The 19,128-nt window shown below is 70.7% G+C and carries 11 protein-coding genes and 2 pseudogenes; 7 read left to right on the forward strand and 6 right to left on the reverse strand.

What is annotated here, in order from left to right; all coding sequences use genetic code 11:
- The first annotated feature begins 203 nt into the window (after positions 1-203).
- Complete coding sequence (locus ACGRHY_RS26250; protein ID WP_394637777.1) at positions 204-953, forward strand: DUF5131 family protein; 750 nt, start codon at positions 204-206, stop codon at positions 951-953.
- Position 954: 1 nt separating this feature from the next.
- On the opposite strand, the gene tcmP is transcribed toward ACGRHY_RS26250, so the two are convergent.
- The gene (gene tcmP, locus ACGRHY_RS26255) at positions 955-2,118 is read right to left on the reverse strand and encodes a three-Cys-motif partner protein TcmP (protein WP_394637778.1); all 1,164 of its coding nucleotides are present in this window, start codon (positions 2,116-2,118) and stop codon (positions 955-957) included.
- A gap of 1,591 nt (positions 2,119-3,709) precedes the next feature.
- Here tcmP and ACGRHY_RS26260 point away from each other — a divergent pair.
- Complete coding sequence (locus ACGRHY_RS26260) at positions 3,710-5,629, forward strand: ATP-binding SpoIIE family protein phosphatase (RefSeq protein WP_394638206.1); 1,920 nt, start codon at positions 3,710-3,712, stop codon at positions 5,627-5,629.
- A 567-nt stretch (positions 5,630-6,196) separates the two neighbouring features.
- Here the strand turns inward: ACGRHY_RS26260 and ACGRHY_RS26265 are convergent.
- Entirely contained in the window at positions 6,197-7,363 is a 1,167-nt protein-coding gene (locus tag ACGRHY_RS26265; RefSeq protein ID WP_394637779.1) for a methyltransferase domain-containing protein, read from the reverse strand.
- 359 nt (positions 7,364-7,722) lie between these two features.
- On the reverse strand, positions 7,723-8,937 hold the full coding sequence (locus tag ACGRHY_RS26270) for a hypothetical protein (protein ID WP_394637780.1): 1,215 nt from the start codon (positions 8,935-8,937) through the stop codon (positions 7,723-7,725).
- A 58-nt stretch (positions 8,938-8,995) separates the two neighbouring features.
- On the opposite strand from ACGRHY_RS26270, the gene ACGRHY_RS26275 reads away from it, so the two are divergent.
- The 3 genes and pseudogenes from ACGRHY_RS26275 to ACGRHY_RS26285 form a co-directional block, all read left to right on the forward strand.
- Complete coding sequence (locus ACGRHY_RS26275; RefSeq protein ID WP_394637781.1) at positions 8,996-9,259, forward strand: hypothetical protein; 264 nt, start codon at positions 8,996-8,998, stop codon at positions 9,257-9,259.
- A 177-nt stretch (positions 9,260-9,436) separates the two neighbouring features.
- Positions 9,437-9,694 carry a hypothetical protein gene (locus tag ACGRHY_RS26280; protein ID WP_394637782.1) on the forward strand — a complete coding sequence of 86 codons (258 nt, stop codon included), beginning with the start codon at positions 9,437-9,439 and terminating at the stop codon, positions 9,692-9,694.
- Positions 9,695-9,768: 74 nt separating this feature from the next.
- Positions 9,769-9,898, forward strand: a pseudogene (locus ACGRHY_RS26285) (telomere-protecting terminal protein Tpg); the annotation flags it as partial.
- A gap of 180 nt (positions 9,899-10,078) precedes the next feature.
- On the opposite strand, the gene ACGRHY_RS26290 reads toward ACGRHY_RS26285, so the two are convergent.
- The 3 genes from ACGRHY_RS26290 to ACGRHY_RS26300 all read right to left on the reverse strand — a co-directional run bounded on the left by ACGRHY_RS26290 (position 10,079) and on the right by ACGRHY_RS26300 (position 15,894).
- A complete protein-coding gene (locus tag ACGRHY_RS26290; RefSeq protein ID WP_394637783.1) occupies positions 10,079-12,286 on the reverse strand; it encodes an NACHT domain-containing protein in 2,208 nt (735 codons plus the stop codon).
- 125 nt (positions 12,287-12,411) lie between these two features.
- Complete coding sequence (locus ACGRHY_RS26295) at positions 12,412-15,240, reverse strand: DEAD/DEAH box helicase (RefSeq protein WP_394637784.1); 2,829 nt, start codon at positions 15,238-15,240, stop codon at positions 12,412-12,414.
- A gap of 111 nt (positions 15,241-15,351) precedes the next feature.
- The gene (locus ACGRHY_RS26300; protein WP_394637785.1) at positions 15,352-15,894 is read right to left on the reverse strand and encodes a hypothetical protein; all 543 of its coding nucleotides are present in this window, start codon (positions 15,892-15,894) and stop codon (positions 15,352-15,354) included.
- 1,375 nt (positions 15,895-17,269) lie between these two features.
- Here ACGRHY_RS26300 and ACGRHY_RS26305 point away from each other — a divergent pair.
- Positions 17,270-17,440 (forward strand): hypothetical protein, encoded by a 171-nt coding sequence (locus ACGRHY_RS26305; protein ID WP_394637786.1) that lies wholly within the window; start codon positions 17,270-17,272, stop codon positions 17,438-17,440.
- Positions 17,441-17,516: 76 nt separating this feature from the next.
- A pseudogene (locus tag ACGRHY_RS26310) lies at positions 17,517-18,356 on the forward strand (DEAD/DEAH box helicase family protein); the annotation flags it as partial.
- Between the last annotated feature and the right edge of the window lie 772 nt (positions 18,357-19,128).

Genomic DNA, 19,128 nt, shown 5'->3' on the forward strand with positions numbered 1-19,128 from the left:
GTGGAGTTCATCGACATCGACTATCTCGAGCTCACCCACTAGGCTTCCGCATCTGTGTTCGATTCCTTGAGAGCTTGCGGAAAGAAGACGGAAAGACTCGTGGCTGATGGTTGGATGGCCGGTGTCCGCACATGCCGCGGATCGTTGGGCACAGCGCACCGCACCACCTTGACGGGGCGCGGTTCGTCAGCAGGAGGTAGTCGGTGAGCGACCGAAGCGCGATCGAGTGGACCGAGGCCACCTGGAACCCCACCACCGGATGCGACCGCGTCTCGCCCGGCTGCGACAACTGCTACGCCCTGACCCTGGCCAAACGACTCAAGGCCATGGGAGCACCCAAATACCAGAACGACGGCGACCCGCGCACCTCCGGCCCCGGCTTCGACGTCACCCTCCACCCCGACTCCCTCACCGTCCCCTACGGCTGGAAGAGCCCGCGGGTGGTGTTCGTCAACTCCATGTCCGACCTCTTCCACGCCCGCGTGCCGCTGGACTTCGTCCGACAGGTCTTCCAGGTGATGGCCGACACCCCGCAGCACACCTACCAGGTGCTGACCAAACGGGCCCGCCGCCTGCGGCAGGTCTCCGGCAGGCTTCAGTGGCCGGCGAACCTGTGGGTGGGCGTCTCGGTCGAGTCCGAGACCGAACTACCGCGCGTGGACGACCTGCGGCAGGTGCCGGCCGCGGTGCGGTTCCTGTCCTGCGAACCACTGCTGGGCCCGCTGCCGGAGCTGAACCTGGACGGGATCGACTGGGTCATCGCCGGCGGCGAGTCCGGCCCCGGCCACCGGCCGATGGGTCAGGCGTGGGTGACCGGCATCCGGGACGCCTGCCAGGAACAGAACACCTCCTTCTTCTTCAAGCAGTGGGGCGGCCGCACCCCCAAGGCCGGCGGCCGCGAACTGGACGGGCGCACCTGGGATCAGATGCCGCTGTCCGCCGCGGCAGTGTGACTCACCGCCGCGGCGGTTCGACGACCAGGTCCCGGATCTTCTCCCTGTTTCTGCTCACCCCGGTGCTGGGCGTCTTGCCCTGGTGGTGCAGGTGCTTGATGGCCGCGCGGGCGGCTACTTCGGTCACCTGCCCGTAGTAGTCACCGAAGACCTCCAGCGTGTGGTCGACCAATTTGACCGGTCGGCCACAGCGCAGGAGCCGTTCCATGTTCTGGGCCATGGCTGGCACCGCCGCCTTGGCGACCACCTCCGGGTCGGGACGGATCAGCGAAGCGGTGGAGAACAGCACGTCCGGATCTCCCTGTTCCTCTACCACTTCCAACTTCTCCCACCACGCGTCACGGGCCCGGGCGGCTGCGTCGCCGAAGACCCACAAGCCGTGCTGGCGCCAGGTGCCGTACACCAGGTGGTAGACCGGCTTGTGGTGCGGGGCCTTCGCCACCGGCACCGACCGCACCAGCATGCCGGTGGCGGCCGCCAGCCGGCGGGCGTACTCGGCGGCCACCGCCTCGTCCGCATCCGGGGCCGGCTCCTTCCCGGCAGGGAAGAAGTCCCGCCACCACCGGCCCCCGCACACCTCGTCGAACCGTTCCGAGGACCGCTCCACGCCTTTGGCCGACCGGGCGTTGCCGCCCAGACGGCGTACCGCGACCATGCTGAAGTTCATCAAGAACTCCGTCGGCCGCCGGTTCGCCGTCCGGCGCAGCGCCATAGCCTGCGTCAGCCGATGCCAGGGCAGACCCAGCCCGCACGGATCGAGGAACAAAAACAGCGGCAGGCCGGCGGCGGTGCGCAGCACCTCGTCCAGGACCTGGTCGACCTCGCCGTGGTGCACCCGAACGTCCACACCCTGCCCCCGGTAGATCGCGGCGATCTCCTCCAGACGGGTGACCGACTTGCGTTCCCGCTCGGTGAAGAAGCAGGTCCAGCGCAGCCCGTGCCGGGACAGGTGCTTGGAAGCCACCCGCATCGCGATCTCCGCCGACCCGGCCTCGCCGCTTTCGTACCGGCCCTCCCCGGCGTATCCGTCCAGGTACACCACCCGGCCGTCCCGTGAGCCGGTCATCCCGCCGAACTGCGGGATGTACCGCCCCAGAAGACTGTGCTTGAACACGCTCGGCAGCGCTTGCTCCGCCCAGTACGCCCCGCTCGTTCCCGTCGACATGCCAAGCCCCCCTCAGCCCTTCGACACCTCGGTTACCGATGGTGAATGCTTCGTTGTACTGCGTAAAGAGCGCGTCGGGGTGTCACCTCGCCCCCGCGCGCCTGGCGCCTTACGCGGTGCCCGGGCCCGCTGTCCAAAGTGACGCGCTGACCACTTTGTCCTCACCGGCGATGAACGTTGACGGTGACCTGCAGGGTCCCTCCTGCCAACGCGGTCACACCGAGCGTGGCCACCGAAGCGATCTCGTCTGTGCGCCCCACCGCGATAAGGAGCACTATCCCGATCGCCGACATCAGAGCCACCATGCCGGGCAACCATCGAAGGACGCGCGAGAGTCGGTGTCCGCGAGTTACCGCACCATCGTTTGTTGTCTGGTCAACCACTTGTGCTCCACATGCTGCTGGATCTGTAGACCTTGAGCCGGGGACGGTCCTGCTGCAGCGGCACCCTTCGTGTTCCAGAGGGTTCGAGAAACAGGAGCCGTCCCACCGGGGCTCTGAGAAGGTAATGAGAGGGTTCACCTTCAAGCTTCGCTAGCTGGATAGTTGGGCTTTATCCCGGAGACAACGCAGGGTTGTTCGGCGACAACCCGGATAGGGGAACGGCAGACGTGGGGGGAGAATCGAGGCGTCGGGGTCGCCCATGGGCGCCAGCACGAGGTTCGTGTGTGGAGATCAACGAGCTGGTGCACCTCGTCAGATCGTGGCTGGACCATGCCGCGGTGTCGGTTGCGGTCTTACACCATCGGCTGACTCCCGATCATTTCCATGACGGCAAGGTGCCCGAGCTCCGGAAGCTGCGTGACCTGCTGGCGGGCGACGGGCTCGCCTGGGACCTGGTGGAAGCGATCGCGGACGTCTGTTTCCCGCACGAGATGCACCAGGAGGCCACCCGACAGCTCTCCCGGGCGAGAAGCCTGTGGGAAGCCGCGCAGAACGAACCGACCCCCCTGGTGGCCGGGACAAACGAGCCTGCGGTCACCTCCCGGGAACTCATCGAAGCGCAAGAGCGCACCATCGCGGCCTACGAGGAGATGAACCGGGCCAGGCAGGCCTACGAGGCCAGCGAGCGGGGGCGTGCGCAGGCTCTTCAGGTGGCCACCTGGGTCTTTGCCCTGCTGGGTCAGGCCCAGGCCACGATTGCCGACCTGACTCGCCAGATCGACGCGCTGCGTTCCAGGCCCGCCTCCGCCACCGGGGAGCTGGGGATCCTGCAAAAGCGCCTGCAGCGGGCCAAGGACCAGGAACACGGCCTTCGCGAACAACTGAGCCGCGCCGAGCAGGAGCGGGATACCGCCCAACAGGTGGCCGACCACGCCGCGCGCCGCATCCAGGCCCTGGAGGAGGAACTCTCACGCCTGAAGGTGCGCACCGGCCAAGCGCAGGCCTCAACGCCTCCTCCCGGACCGGCGGCCGATCTGTCCATGCCCACAGCCTGGGGCCCCGACCCGGACGATGTGGCTCTGGACAATGTCGACAGAGCCCTGCAGAAGTTCCGCTCGGTCTTGGACCAAGAGCACGAGGCCGTCCAAGAGGCCGCCGACGAAGTGGGCTGGCACGCCACACCGCAGTCCGCCACCGGCCACACGACCATCGTCCCAGGCGAGGTAGTACACCACCACGAACCATCCGCCGCCTCTGCCGCCGGCCCAGCGCATACGGCAGGCGAGTCGCCTGCCGCCGGAGGGTTGTCCGGGACAACCTCGAACAACCTCCAAGAAGGTCGCGCTCCAGGGGACAGGTCACCCGTCCTGGCCCGAGAAGCCAAGTGGCAAAACCACATGCGGTTCGCGAGTGCAGCCAGCCGCCGCATCGCCCGCGGCGTCGATCTGGACGAGACCGTGCTCGGGCTGTGCCGTGCCAGCGTCCCGGCGTTCACCGACGAAATCCTGGTCTATCTGCGCGATCCGCTGCCGGTGGGGGACGAGCGGCCCACCGGGCCCTTCCTGCTGCGGCTGCGCCGTACCGACCGGCTGGCCGACCATGACGTCGCCCCGGCCTCCGCCGACGGTGACCCCTCCGAGACCAACGAGCGTGCCATGCCGGTGCTCGTCGGCCCACCAGAGAGATCCTTGTCCGGGGTCCCGGAGATGATCGAGGTACGCGGCGGCGGCCCCCTCGCGGAGGTGCTGCGCGGAGTACGTCCCGTACTAGGCAGCTCAGCCGTCGGATCGGCAGCGCTGACTGAGCTGCTCAGCTCCCACAACTCCAAGCATCTGGGGCCACACGTCATCCTCGCCCCGCTGCGGGGCCGCCGCCGGGTCATCGGCGCGGCCGTGTTCCTGCGCCGCACCGACCGGGCCGCCTTCGAGGGCGACGACCTGCTGGTGGCCGCGCAACTGGCCACCCAGACCGCGCTGGGCGTGGACAAAACAGTGCTCTACGGACGCGAGACGTACATCGCCGACGAACTCCAGCGCACCATGCTCCCCAACGAGCTGCCCCATCCCACCGGGGTGACGCTGGCCAGCCGCTACCTCCCCGCTTCTCAGACAGCTCGGGTGGGCGGCGACTGGTACGACGCGATACCGCTGCCCGGCGGCCGGGTGGCCCTGGTCGTCGGCGACGTCATGGGCCACTCCATGACCTCCGCGGCGATCATGGGCCAGCTGCGCACCACCGCCCAGACCCTGGCCGGACTCGACCTGCCGCCGCAGGAGGTGCTGCACCACCTCGACGAGCAGGCCCAGCGCCTGGGCAGCGACCGCATGGCGACCTGCCTGTACGCCGTCTACGACCCCGTGGCCCACCGGATCGTGGTGGCCAACGCCGGGCACCCGCCGCCGGTGATGCTGCACCGCGACGGCCACGCCGAGGTGCTGCGCGTCCCGGCCGGAGCCCCCATCGGGGTGGGGGGCGTGGACTTCGAGGCGGTGGAGCTGGACGCCCCGGCCGGCGCCACCCTGCTGCTCTACACCGACGGCCTGGTGGAGTCCCGCCACCGGGACGTGTGGACCGGGATCGAGCAGCTGCGCGAGAAGCTCACCGACACCGCCGGGCTGACCCGCCCCGACACCCCGCCGCCGCTGGAACCGCTGTGCGACGAGGTGCTGGACATCCTCGGCCCCGGCGACCGGGACGACGACATCGCGCTGCTGGCCGCCCGCTTCGACGGCATCCCGCCCAGCGACGTGGCCTACTGGCACCTCGACCCAGACAACCGAAGCGTGCCCAAAGCCCGTCGCCTGGCGCGGTGCGCGCTGGAGCGCTGGGAGCTGACGGATCTGATGGACTCGGTGGAGCTGCTGGTCAGCGAGGTGGTGACCAACGCCGTCCGCTACGCCGAGCGGCCCATCACGCTGCGGCTGCTGCGCACCGACATGCTGCGCTGCGAGGTCGGGGACGACGTGCCGCAGCTGCCCAGGCTGCGGCAGGCCAGGGCGACGGACGAGGGCGGCCGGGGCCTGTACCTGGTCAACCGGCTGGCCCGGCGCTGGGGCGCGACGAGGCTGAGCACCGGCAAGGTGGTCTGGTTCGAGCTGGACCTTCCTTTTCGGCCTCGTGCGCGATAACGACCTCATGCCTGCTGAAGTGCGATTGGTGGTGTTTGCCGTCTTCCGGTCGGTCCTTCAGAAGCGCGGGAGGCGTCGGCCGGCTACTGCAAGGGCGGGCCGCCTGCCAGGCTGCCCGGCCCGAACACCGGGCGGGCCCGGTCATCGCGGCCGTGCGGCAACGGCAGACCAAGGCCTGCTGGAGCAGCGCGATGCCGCCTTCGCTTGGAGATGGGCAGTGGAGTACTGAACTTGAATTCGTGATGTCGGTCAGTCGTTGAGAGTCAGGCCGGTGCCGGCGAGGCAGCCGTCGACCACGTCGAGCCGGTACTGGACCTTCTCCTCGGCGCGCTCGGGGTAGGCCGCGAGGCCGTGGCCTTCATCGAGGACCAGGAGGGCGACCCGCCCGGCTGACCCCTTTCCCGCCTCCGGCGGCGCACGGCCACAGGGCCCCGACCCTTTTTGAGGGCGGCCCTGCGCAGCAAGGCCTGCCCCCAAAGCGCTCGCAAAGCCCGCAGACCACGATGGCGTGGGACGACCAAGGCACCACTCCGGCCTTCGCCACTACGGCCGGGCCGATCGAGGAGGTCAGTGCACTGCTGCGGTCTCCAGTGGCTGCCAGTGGGGGCCGTCCGGGTCGCCGCTCCACATCCACTGCTCGTGTTCGGTGCGGGTGAGGCCGAAGTCGTACAGCCCCGGCGCCCCGCGCTCCTCCCACACTGTCCAGGCGCGCAGTACTTCGTCGGCCAGGCGGCGGGGGCCGCCCTGGCGGGCCACTACGCCCGCACCCGGGCCGGCGTCGGTTCCCGCGCGGGGGGCGAGGGTGGCCCAGGAGGTGTGGCCGTCGTGCAGCCACGCGGTCACTCCGCCTCTGTCGCCGGTTTCGGTGGTGATGTGTACCTCGGGCAGAAGTACCCGCAGGGCGAACAGCAGGTGCCCGCCCTCCGGCCCGGCCAAGGCATCCAAGGAGCGGGGGAACGGCCCCTCCACCTCCAAGGGATGCCGGTCGCGGATGCGGTGGAACGGGGCGCCCTGGCCGGTGCCGCGGGCGGGCATGAACATTCCCAGCCCCTGCATCCACCCCGACGCCGCCCGCCCACCGTCCGCGACGGTGAGAGCGACGTGCCCCAGCCGCCCCCAGGGGGTGACGATCCGCCCACCCGGCCGCGTCTGCTCCACCCACGCCCACGGCACCTCCTCGACGGCGTAGGTGGCGATCACCCGGTCATACGGCGCGTCCTGTGCCCATCCGGCCGTACCGTCCCCGACCTGGACGGCCACCTGCGCGCCAGCCGCTACCAGCCGTGCCTCGGCGCCGGCGGCCAGGGATGCGTCGACCTCGACGGAGGTGACCCGGCCTGGTCCGGCGCGGTGGGCGAGCAGGGCTGCGTTCCAGCCGGTGCCCGTCCCCAGCTCCAGCACCCGCCGGCCGGGTTCCAGCAGCAGCGAGTCGAGCATGTCCACCACGACCGCCGGACACGACAGACTCGAGGACGCCCGGCCGCCGGTGATCTGGGTGACGGCCGGGGCGTCCGGCCCGGCGTAGACCTCGGCCGCCCACCGCCCCGGATCGGCCGCCCGGTCCACCGGCACGTAGACACCGGCGGACCCGTCCCAGGACCACAGCCGGTCGGGGGCGAACCGGTGCCGGGGCAGGTCCTCGACGGCCCGGCGGATCCACGGCGCTCGCTCGGGCCACAGACCACGCTCCGCCATGGCCTCGGCCAGATGGGCGTGCTGCTCGTCGAGGCGCACCGGGTCAGTCCTTCTTGTGCTTGCCGCCGCCCGGCGGCGGGGTGGGCACCTGCCCGTCGGCGTTCCCCGGCGGCGGAGTGCCCTGCCCGGGGTCGGGCTCCGGCTTCCGGTGATCACCCACAGCAACCTCCCATGTTGGAGAAGTGACGCACCATCATGGCCCAGTGTCCGGCCCCGGGGCCGCCGTATCCGCAGATCCGGCCGAAAACCCCACCCCGCCGCGCGGCTCCGACCCCGCCGCGCGTCCGGCAAGGCGGGGCGGCCCTGCCGGATGCGGGGCAGACCAGCACGGCTGGACGAAGTGCGGGCAGGAGCACCCGTGCGGCCGCAGGAGGACTGCGACACCAACCGCCGGAACATCACCGGCCCGGCGGACGTGTCCGCCGGCGGCTGCGAGCGAGCTGCGTCTGCTCGCGCAGGGTGCGGGTCCAGGTCTCCATGAAGCCGGTGGCGCGGGTGTTGTCTCCGGGCAGGCAGAACGGGTCCGGGTCGGCCTGGAGCTGATCCGTCAGGGCTTGGTGGAGGTCGTGCCATATCGGGTCCAGGCAGGTCAGGAGCGTGTCGGCGAACTGCCGGGGGCCGGTGTCGGTGGAGATCATCTGGGTGAGGAGCGGGCCCAGGCCGCGTTCGTCGATCCGGGCGCGCAGGGCGGCCAGGGCGGGGGTGTCGGGCATGAACAGGCCGTGCATCACATACAGGGCGTAGAAGGGCCGCAGCCCGGTCAGCACGGTGCGGGCCTGTATCAGCTCTTCCCAGCTCGCCTGCCGGGCCTGCTCCAGCGGGAGGGCCACGCGGCCGAGCGGGCTCCAGTCCACCGCGGGCGCCTCACCGAGCTCGGCCGCGCCCAGTATCTGCGTCCAGTCCTCCGCGGTCAGGCCGAACATCCCCATCGCGGCGAACGCCTCGGCCAGGGCGTCTGCGCCGACTTCTTCCGGGCCCAGGCCGATCGCCGCGGCCAGGTGCACGATCGCCGCCGGCAGCGGCCCGTCGTCGGGCAGGTCCTCATCGGCCCACAGCGCTGCCCGCACCCGGCCAGGATGCGGCGGAAGGTGATACGGCCGGGAAGCGACCAGCTCCTCGGCGACTGTATAGAAGGCATCCGGGCCCTCTTCGCCCCTACCGGCAGCCTTCCGGGCCAGTTCCATCAGGTACTGCGACGGTGAGGTGGCCGCCGCCCAGGTGAGAGCCTGACGGACCGCGGCCTCGGGCGGCTCGGGCACCACCGCCGCACCGGGCAGCCGGGGCGCGCCGGCCTCGGCGAACCAGGCGAGCACCGCCAGCCGCCGGTCACGCCCCTGCCGGGTGTGCCGGGCCAGCGCGGCCGCACTCTCCACCACCATCGGGTCAATCGCGTCCACCGCGCTTCCCCGCCCGCGCCCCAGCCCCCGCCGCCGGTGCCGCTGCAGCAGCCCTTCCCGACGCCAGCCCTCCAACCGCGATGCCGTCACCACCAGCTCACATGCGGCGAGTTCATCGATGACCTGCTGATCGGCCCAGCTCGGCGCTCCCCGTACCACCTGGCCATTACAACCCCGGGAAGTGCCCCCGCGCAGCAGGAAAAGCATCTGGCTCACTGGTGCCCACCAGCAGCCCCGCCCCCGAGATGGGCCACGACCGCAAGGGAGCCATCCCATGACCGACCGCCAGCGCAGGCGCATCCGCACACGGGCCGCCGCCGCCCTGACCACCATCACCCTCGCCCTGCTCCTGGCCGGCATCACCCACCCCGGCCACCTGATGCGACTCCTGCTCGCCCTCACTGCCCTGCTGGGTGCCATCACCGCCGTCATCGCCCTCGCCTCGGCCTTCGCCCGCACCCCCGCCACCCGCACCGCGGCCAGATGCACCCTCGACCTCCTGCTGCGCCTGGTGCCCTGGTACACCCCCCGGAACTGACCCCACCTCACCCCGGGACACGGAAGCGAGCCCGGGCAGAGACACGGGCTCCATACCCGGAAACACGGAAACTGACTGACCCGTCCTGGCCCGGGCATCGAGGGCGGTTACCGTGTACGAAGTGACCCTGCCCCGGACCCGCCACGGTGGGGCTGGGGTGAGGCCGGAAGGGGACTGGTGCGGCAGGTGGTGGAGGGCTGGGTGTGGGGCCGTAACGTGCGGCCGCTGATCGTGGAGGCGGCCCTGTCCGCCACCGACGACGAGCGCGACGACGGCTGGTACTCCTACCCCCTGGCCGGCCCCGACCGGACCGTGCGGGTGCGGTTGGCCACCGCGGTCGGCAGCGACGTGGTTTGCGTCGAGATCTCCGGTGTGCAGACGGCGGAGCTACGTATCAGGGCCGACACCCTGCTGTCCGCCTTCGCCACCACCTGAACTCCTCGCGGGCCGTCAGGCGCGTATCCGCGTACTCCTGAACGGCCGCCCCACCGCTGTCGGCTCGGCGCCCTCGTGAAGACCAGCAGCTGCGCGTCATCGCTGCCGAGGGCCTCGGTGAGGCGGTATTTCCGCGACGGAGGCCGCCGCGCCCGCGGCTTGGACGTGGAGTTCACCGACGTGGAGCATCTGGAGTTCGAGCTGCAGCAGCCACACCGCACAGTTGTGAGCCCCGGACGAATGGGTGTTGTGGTCCGGAGCTTGCCCACGCATGTGCGGTGATCGGATGTCATGCGGCTGCGCGACGACCTCGGAGCCCGGCTTGTCTTTGTCTGGTTCTGAGTTGCCGGTGCATCCACGCCAGTCCCGCGTGGGGATGCTTCTTCATGAGCGGGGTGGTGGCGCGGGGCGGGTGGCGAGGTGGTCCTGGAGTTCACGATGACGGAACTGCCATGCCGTTCCGGACACGCGCAGGATGCCGAGTTCGTAGCAGATGTCCAGGAAGCGGCCCAGTCGCCACGGCAGCTTCCTGCGCGTGTGCAGGAGGAGCACGAAATACCGCAGGGCTGCCGACCCTCCTGCGGCAGGGATGCCAAATATCAAGATGCCGATCATTAACCCCATGAAAAAAATACCCAAAGACCGAGCATTCCAGCTGCCGGACAGGAGTCGATCTGCGGACAAGGGCATAAGCACGACCCCGGACCATGTCACGGGACCGGACACGATTGCGGCGGTGAGGTCCATGCGGATGAGATGGCGCGGACCGGCTCCCACATGATCCTGCTTGGTCATGATTCCGCGAGCGAGACCAATCACAAGCCCGATCGGGAGCCCGAACAAGACCCCGAAATATAAACCCGCTCCGAGGGCGTATTCGGGCATCCGTTGAGTATCAGCCATCGCGACCAGGCCGCCGATGATCAGGAAAACGATAGCGAAACCGACCGTGGAGCTCACTGTGAGAGCGCGTCGGCCGGCAGAGGTGCGAAGACGGCCAAGGTCGATCCGCCGTGGCTTGGGCCATGCTGGTCTGTCGAGCACCGCGAAGCAGAGGAGGAACGACACCCCGCCAGTCACCACGACGGAGGATTCTCCCCACAGCAGCGGCCCGAACAGCGCCGTGAGTAGCGCTGTGATCAGGGCTCGTTCGGTCACCCGTGGTCGGTACTTCCCGGCCAGGGGCCACAGTTCGTGGAGGACCAGGTCGGTGCTGCTCAGCGCGCGGCCTGCGACGCGGCGGGGTGAGCCGTCTGCCGGGCCGTTGTTGTCGTTGAGGTAGCGGGCGAGGAGTGCCAGGCGGCGCCAGGTGGCGTCGGCATCCAGGCGTGGACGGGTGTCGGTGCCCGGCGGCCGGGAGATGTCGTCCGCTCCCCAGTGAGGTGCGGCCACCGCGGCACCGATGTACTGGTTTAGAAGGTACTCGTAGAGGTGCCCGCCCGTGGCCAGCGCGAGGAGATCGGCGGGGTCACGCACGTATCGCCCGTCGGTGGTGCGCTCCTCGAAGACGGTGGCGGCCAGGGTCAGTCGCCAGGGCGTGTCCAGCGTCTGGGCCAGCAGGGTGTGTTCCGCTGGAACGGGGCCGGCCGGATCTGCCGCCACGGTGTCCAGGGCGGAGAGGACCGGCTGCCAGCGGGCCCGGCCCCGCTCCGTGCCGGCGACGCGTTGCGACAGGTAGCGGTGAGCGCGGGAGGCATCGACGCGGGCCACGGCGATGCGTGCCACGATCCGAGGTTCCGTCCCCGCTTCCACCAGGGCCTGGTAGTGGGCGTGCCGGCAGGTCACGACGACCGGGCAGTGTGCACCACCGTGCTCGAACCGCTCCATGCAGCGCAGGAGGTCGGCGGCACGTGAGGTGTAGCCGGGAGCCGTACCCCGGTCCATTTCGTCCAGACCATCGATGACCGGCAGGACGAGATTGGCCTCCACCAGGCGGGCGGCTTCACGGCGGGAAAGACGGTAGACATCGGCCAGGTGCGTCCGTAACCAGTCACGGATCTCATTGCCGGGCCAGGACGCCGCGGACAGTCGTACCGGCACCGGCTCCTGCGGGGAACGCTCCCTGGCCAAGCCCAGGATCAGGGACAGGGCGAGCACAGTCTTACCCGTTCCCGCGTCACCGCCACTCCGCCCGCCCCGGCCACCGGACGGCGTACCGGTGATGACCATCCGCCCAGGCCGCAGACCCCGGTAATAGTCAGCGATCCCCTCCAACGTCCCCTCGGCCCGCGAACCGCTCACCCCCGTGGCCGTGGCCGTGAAAGCGAGATCGATCCGCCCGTCCGGCGCCGCCAGCCCGCTGCCCAGCAACTGCCGGTACTGCGCACCCTCCGACCGCGCCACCAGCCCGGCGAGTCCCTCCGCGATCACCAGGGCCGTGCGCTGGGACTGCAGGGCCCGGATTCCCGCCCACACTCCCCACCCGCCGAGGACCGCACCCACCAGGCTGGGCAGGAAGGCCAGCACCCCCGCCGGGTCGGACTCCTCCTCCGCCCCCGACAGCGCCTTCACCGTCCACCACAGGCCGGCCAAGCACACCGCAACGCTGAACACCACTGCCGAGACCACCCCGGCCCGCCCCCGACGCATCATGAGCACATCCTGCCGCAGAGAACAATCGCTCGCCCCGGCGAGGGCTTCACCTATGCCACCGCCGAATGCATCGGCAGGCTATCCATGGGGAAGGGTTCGAACCCGTTGGGTCCGGGCCCCCTCGGCTACAGCACTCCCAGTTCCTCCAGTACGGCGGCGTGTTCGGCGTTCAGCCGGTTCCGTCGTTGGCGTTGGTTGCTGATCCACACCCCGAGTCGGATCGGGTGTTCCTGCCCGGCTTGGTCGTGGATGGTTTCGATCCATTTGCGGGGCACCCTCACGTGTCCTTCCCGTGCCTGGTATTGGCGGAGGGCGGCGAGTGCGCGGTCCCAGGCAGAAGCACCGGCGGGTACTACCACTACCGCCGTCCCCGCTGTCTGGTCTCCGGCGCCGGCCTGGTCGCCCGGTGCTGTCGCGGTTGGCTGGGCGCCCAGCGCTTCCAGGCGTTCGCGTTGTCCGTCGGCCAACTGCTCCCACTGGGTGCGCTGCCGGGCCAGCCAGAGTCCGACGTCCTCTCCGCCGACGGTGACGCCGGGCCGGATCTCCTCCAGGGTGGCGCCGCCGTGGATACAGGCCCGCACGGCTGCGTACTGCCGCTGCCAGTCGACCGTCCAGCCGTTTTCCGCGGGGTTCCAGTCCGGGTCGATCTGGGCCAGCCGGGCGGCCCGCTGCGCCGCCCGCTGCGGGTCTTTGCCGAGCCCTTGGGGTCGGCGGCAGTTGGTGAGCCACTGCCCGATGGGCCGGCCCTGCGCGACGGCGGTCCGGGGCGCGCACAGGGTGCCGTGCACGGCGTAGTAGGCGCGGGCGGCGGCGAGGTTCTCCTCGAAGGCGGCGTCCGGCACCGACCACACCATGCCGGCTTCCTCCAGCAACTCCACCCGCCATTTCGCCAGCGTCCCAGCCCGGTAAGCACGCCGCTGCTCGCTGATCCATGCCCCCAGGGGGAAGGTGCCGACGCGGACATCGAGCGGCACCGCTACCGGTGTGCGGGCCGCGCCGGCGGCGCGGCCCTTTCCGGCTTCCTCGCCCTTCCCACGGTTGTGGTGTTCCCGGTTCCCGTTGTCGTCGTCGTGTTCGCACGGGGCGGTCTGGTGGTCGCCGTGCTGCTCCTGGTCCCTGCGCACGCTGTCCTGGCCCTGCTCGTGCCCCTTACCACCCTGGCTCTCGTGCTCGCCGCCGTGCTCGAAGTCCTCGTTCCCGTTCCCGTCCCTGTCCCCGTGCTCGTTTTGTTGTTGGTGCCATTTCCGTAGGGCGTTGAGGCCGGTGAGCCAGACCTGGGATTCGGGCCGGATGACGCGGGTGCGCACGAACTGCGCGACCAGCTGCGGGTCGCGGGGCGTGGAGAACCGCAGCAGTGGCACCTCCTCCAGTGCTCCCTCATCCCCACTCTCGCCACCACTGCCGCCGCGTGCGGGGTCGAGGTCGGCCACCGACGCGGGCCGGCCACGGCTGGGCGCGGACGCGACCGCCAGCTGCTCCACGACCGCCTCCGAGTGACTGCGCAGCCCCTGCAGAACAGCCACCAGCGGTTTGTAGGAGGCGGAGGCGAGCATGTCGTCGGGTGCCTCCCCTGGCTCCAGGAACACCGGCACGACCAGCCGTGCGACCTTGCCCTGGCCGGGCTTCTGGCGTAGCGCCCGGCCGACGGCTTGGACGATGTCGACGGCCGAGCCGCGCACGTCCGCGAAGAGGACGCCGTCGACACCCCGCCTGCCGGTGATGTCGACGCCTTCGCCCAGGACGCGGACGTTGGCCAGCACTGCCAGTTCGGTCTCCCAGCCCTGCTCATCGACCCCGTCGGCGAACCGGCCCAGCACCGTCCGGCGGTGGGCGGGCTCGTGTTCTCCGCACAGCCAGTCCGCCCACACCCGCCGCGGATAGGTCGCCGGATCCTCCTCGTGCAGCCGCGCCGCGGTCTGTGGCAGGGCTCGCGCGAACGCCATCGCCTCCACGGTGCGGTGGTGGAAGCTGATCAGCGACCGCACCCCGGTGGCGGCTGCGTGTTTGACCAGCGCGGCCTGCAAGGCGGCCAGGCGCCGGCCGCGCTTCTCCTCCTCGCTCCCGCCTACACCCAGATCTGGCGGGCGGATCTCGAGGACGTCGATCTCGAACCGCGCCAGGACACCCCGGTCGATCGCCTCGGTGAGGGAGAACGTGAAGACGTGCGGCTGCGGCCCGTAGAGCCGCTCATCGTCCATGCTCGCGACCAACTGCCCGGGGACAGCCGCAACGGCCTCCGAGCGGCCTTCTGCGGCCTCCTGGGCTCCGTTCCCGCCCTCTGCGGCCTCTGTCCCGCCCGAGCGTCCGGCAGGCTCCCAGATGCGTGGTGTGGCGGTGAGGTACAGCCGTCGCGCTGCCGGGATCCGTGCTTGGTCGTGGATGGCGGCCCAGGGCTTGGCCAGATCCCCACTGGTTCGGTGCGCCTCATCGACCACCGCAAGCCCGAACGGTGCCAGTTGCTGCCCGTACGCGCCCTGGAGGGCGGCCTCCAGTGGTCCGGGCACCTGGACCGGCTCCCCGCCCGGATCGTCCGGGCTGGGGTCCTGGCGGGGCGCGAGAGAGGCGTAGGTGGCGAACACCGTGACCGGCCCGCTCCCGGCCCACAGCGCCAGCCGGATCGCGTTCGTGGTGCACCGCACCCCCAACGCCTCCAAGGCCGTGTCTCCTTCCAGGGAGCACACCGCGACCGCCGGGCCGGTGTGGCCGGCCATCCGCCACGCCTGGACGGTCTGGGTGAGCAGGTCCAGGGTGGGCACCATGACCAGCACCCGACCCCGCGGCTCCAGGCGACGGGCCGCCTCGGCGGCGATCAGGGTCTTGCCCGCCCCGGTGGCGGCCACCGCGGTGGCCCGCAGCCCCTCCGCCGGCACTTCGCGTCCTGCGCGGTATTCCAGCGTGCGGACAATCGCGTCGACCGCTTCCACTTGATGCGGCCGAAGCCTGATACCCGCCACGAAGATCCCTCCCGTCCTTTTCCTTTTCCCCTTGATGCGCTCTGCGTTTTCCGTGTCCGGAAGTCGATGCGAATGCGTTCTTCGAAAGAACAGGCTTGAATTCCTGTCAGGTCACCTCTCGGTGTCACTCGCGGCGAACGGCGCCACCTCGATCAGCCCTTCGCTGGTGGTGCGGGCGCGCTCGGCGAGCAGGCCGACCAGGCGCTGCGGGGTGACGCCCTGAGCGGCGGCATAGGTCCGCAGCCGCCGGGAGGTCTCCGCATCCAGCGGGAAATCCAGCATCAGCTCGTCGACACGATCCTGCCGGGCCTGCGCCCGGCGCTCCCGCTCGGCCTCCTCCCCTCGAGCCCGCTCCAGGCGAGCGGCCTGCCCCTCGCGCGCCCACCGCACCGCCGTGGGATCACGCTCCGGCTCGTAAGTCCCCAGCCCCTCTTCCTCCATCACGTATCCGACGCGGCGCCATTCGGTGTGCTCGGCCACCGCGATACCGATAGCGCGGGCATCCTCGTCACTCTCGCAGACCTTTGAGCGAATCCGCTCCCGCATGCACGCCTCGTCCGTGGCCTTCTCGACCTGCTCCACCGTCAGGCCCGTCGCCCTGCGCCGCACCGCAGTGCGTGCGCGGATTTTCGGTCCCTCCCACCTGTCGTGCACGGTGCCGTTCCTCGCTCTTTCGGGGGTGGTGTGTTTTCCCAGACTCTACACACTGATGCATCCCCAAGCATCGGGAACCCGCCAACCCAACCAGCCTCACCCCCGCGCCCCGTGACCACCCGTCACCCACACCACCGCCCCCGCACCCCTCCCTCCCCGTAGCCAGCCCGGCCCGCGCAGCGGGCCCAACCCCCACTCACCCGCTGACGGCCACCCACCCCAGCCACCCCGCGCGGGTGGCTGGGGGTGGAGCGCAGCGGAACCCCCTCGGCCCGCAGCGCGGGCCGCTCTTGGCCGCCGGGAAGCGCAGCGGCGGCGGCCGGCCCTGGCGCGCAGCGCCAGCCTTCGGCTCCCGCAGCGAAGCGGAGGGAGCCACCCGTGCGCAGCACGGAGCCGAAGCGCAGCGAAGGCCCGACGCGAAGCGTCGAGCGGCGAGCGCAGCGAGCCGCAACCGCGGCGCGCAGCGCCGCGGTTCGCTGCTCCGCGCGCCAGCGCGAGGGTACCTCCGCGCTGGCGCGCGGAAGCAGCGAACCGGCGGCTGCGCCGCCGCGGTTGCGGCTCGCTTGCGCTCGCCGCTCGACGCTTCGCGTCGGGCCTTCGCTGCGCTTCGGCTCCGTGCTGCGCACGGGTGCTCCCTCCGCTTCGCTGCGGGAGCCGAAGGCTGGCGCTGCGCGCCAGGGCCGGCCGCCGCCGCTGCGCTTCCCGGCGGCCAAGAGCGCCCCGCGCTGCGGGCGAGGGGTTCCGCTGCGCTCCACCCCCAGCCACCCGCGCGGGTGGCTGGGTGGGTGGCCGTCAGCGGTGATGTGGGGTTGGGCCCGCTGCGCGGGGCCGGGCTGGCACGGGAGGGAAGGGTGCGGGGGCGGTGCTGGGTGACCGGGTGGTCACGGGGCGCGGGGTGAGGCTGGTTGGGTTGGCCGGTTCCCGATGCTTGGGGATGCATCAGTGTGTAGAGTCTGGGAAAACACACCACCCCCGAAAGAGCGAGGAACGGCACCGTGCACGACAGGTGGGAGGGACCGAAAATCCGCGCACGCACTGCGGTGCGGCGCAGGGCGACGGGCCTGACGGTGGAGCAGGTCGAGAAGGCCACGGACGAGGCGTGCATGCGGGAGCGGATTCGCTCAAAGGTCTGCGAGAGTGACGAGGATGCCCGCGCTATCGTATCGCGTGGCCGAAGGCACACCGAAATGGCGCCGCGTCGGATACGTGATGGAGGAAGAAGGGCTGGGGGACTTACGAGCCGCGAGGCGTGATCCCCACGGCGGTTTGCGGTGGGCGCGCGAGGGGCAGGCCGCTCGCCTGGAAGCGGGCTCGAGGGGAGGAGGCCGAGCGGGAGCGCCGGGCGCAGGCCCGGCAGGATCGTGTCGACGAGCTGATGCTGGATTTCCCGCTGGATGCGGAGACCTCCCGGCGGCTGCGGACCTATGCCGCCGCTCAGGGCGTCACCCCGCAGCGCCTGGTCGGCCTGCTCGCCGAGCGCGCCCGCACCACCAGCGAAGGGCTGATCGAGGTGGCGCCGTTCGCCGCGAGTGACACCGAGAGGTGACCTGACAGGAATTCAAGCCTGTTCTTTCGAAGAACGCATTCGCATCGACTTCCGGACACGGAAAAACGCAGAGCGCATCAAGGGAAAAGGAAAAGGACGGGAGGGATCTTCGTGGCGGGTACTCAGGCTTCCGGCGCATCAAGTGGAAGCGGTCGACCGCCGATTAGTCCGCACGGCTTGGAACTACCGCGGCAGGACGCGAAGTGCCGGCGGAGGGGCGCTGCGGGCTCAACCTGCCGGGTGGCCGCCGCCCCGGGGCGCGGCAAGACCCTGTGATCGCCGCCGAGGGCGGCCCGTCGCCTGGAAGCCGCGGGGTCGGGTGCTGGTCATGGTGCCCACCCTGGACCTGCTCACCCAGACCGTCCAGGCGTGGCGGATGGCCGGCCACACCGGCCCGGCGGTCGCGGTGTGCTCCCTGGAAGGAGACACGGCCTTGGAGGCGTTGGGGGTGCGGTGCACCACGAACGCGATCCGGCTGGCGCTGTGGGCCGGGAGCGGGCCGGTCACGGTGTTCGCCACCTACGCCTCTCTCGCGCCCCGCCAGGACCCCAGCCCGGACGATCCGGGCGGGGAGCCGGTCCAGGTGCCCGGACCACTGGAGGCCGCCCTCCAGGGCGCGTACGGGCAGCAACTGGCACCGTTCGGGCTTGCGGTGGTCGATGAGGCGCACCGAACCAGTGGGGATCTGGCCAAGCCCTGGGCCGCCATCCACGACCAAGCACGGATCCCGGCAGCGCGACGGCTGTACCTCACCGCCACACCACGCATCTGGGAGCCTGCCGGACGCTCGGGCGGGACAGAGGCCGCAGAGGGCGGGAACGGAGCCCAGGAGGCCGCAGAAGGCCGCTCGGAGGCCGTTGCGGCTGTCCCCGGGCAGTTGGTCGCGAGCATGGACGATGAGCGGCTCTACGGGCCGTCAGCCCGCTGTTGGGTGTGGTTTGGGTGGGTTTGGGTTGGTAGCGGAGGGTCTTTGCGTCTTCCGTTCTCCCCACCGAGGTCGATCGACGGGGTGTCCTGGCGTCGGTTCGAAGATCGACGTCCTCGTAGATCCGCCCGCCAGATCTGGGTGTAAGGCGGGAGCGGAGAGGAGAAGCGCGGCGCCGCGCTGGCCGCCTTTGCAGGCCGCTGCTTGGTCTAAGACACGCACCCGCCACCGGGTGCGGTCGCTGATCAGCCTTCCACCACCGCACCGTGAGGCGATGGGCGTTCGCCGCGCGCCCTGGCCACAGACCGCGGCGCGCGTGCACGAGGAGGATGCCGGCTTGACCTATCCGCGGGCGGGTGTGGGCGACTGGCTGTGCGGAGAACACGAGCCCGCCCACCGCCGGATCGGTGCCTCGGCCGGGTTCGCCGACCGGGGGTCGACTATAGAGCAGGGCTGGGGAAGATCCGAACTGGCAAGTGGCCTGGCCAACGTCCGCTGTCTGGGCGAAGGCGTCGACATCACCGGCAAGGCGGGTGTCGACGGCCGTCCTCTTCGCGGACGTTGCGCGGTCTTCGGCCCGTCGACATCGGTCCCAAAGCCGGTCGGCCGGCCGCTACGCCAGAGAAGCTCTCGGCCAGGGCTAAGGTCGGGCACGCGGTCGTGCCGGTGTTTCCTGGAGCCAAGGGGAGTGCACCCGAGCGACATCGCGTCGCCTCCGCCTCTACCAATACCGCTTGGTGGGCTGTTCTGCAGGGGCTGCGCA

The organism is Streptomyces shinuiensis (genome assembly GCF_043660855.1).
Taxonomy (GTDB): Bacteria; Actinomycetota; Actinomycetes; order Streptomycetales; family Streptomycetaceae; genus Streptomyces.

Excerpts from the sequence above, each read along its gene's own strand:
- ACGRHY_RS26275 (WP_394637781.1), top strand. The coding sequence starts at position 8,996 with ATGACCGACCGCCAGCGCAGGCGCATCCGCACACGGGCCGCCGCCGCC.
- ACGRHY_RS26290 (WP_394637783.1), bottom strand. The coding sequence starts at position 12,286 with ATGATGCGTCGGGGGCGGGCCGGGGTGGTCTCGGCAGTGGTGTTCAGC.
- ACGRHY_RS26305 (WP_394637786.1), top strand. The coding sequence starts at position 17,270 with ATGCTGGATTTCCCGCTGGATGCGGAGACCTCCCGGCGGCTGCGGACC.
- tcmP (WP_394637778.1), bottom strand. The coding sequence starts at position 2,118 with ATGTCGACGGGAACGAGCGGGGCGTACTGGGCGGAGCAAGCGCTGCCG.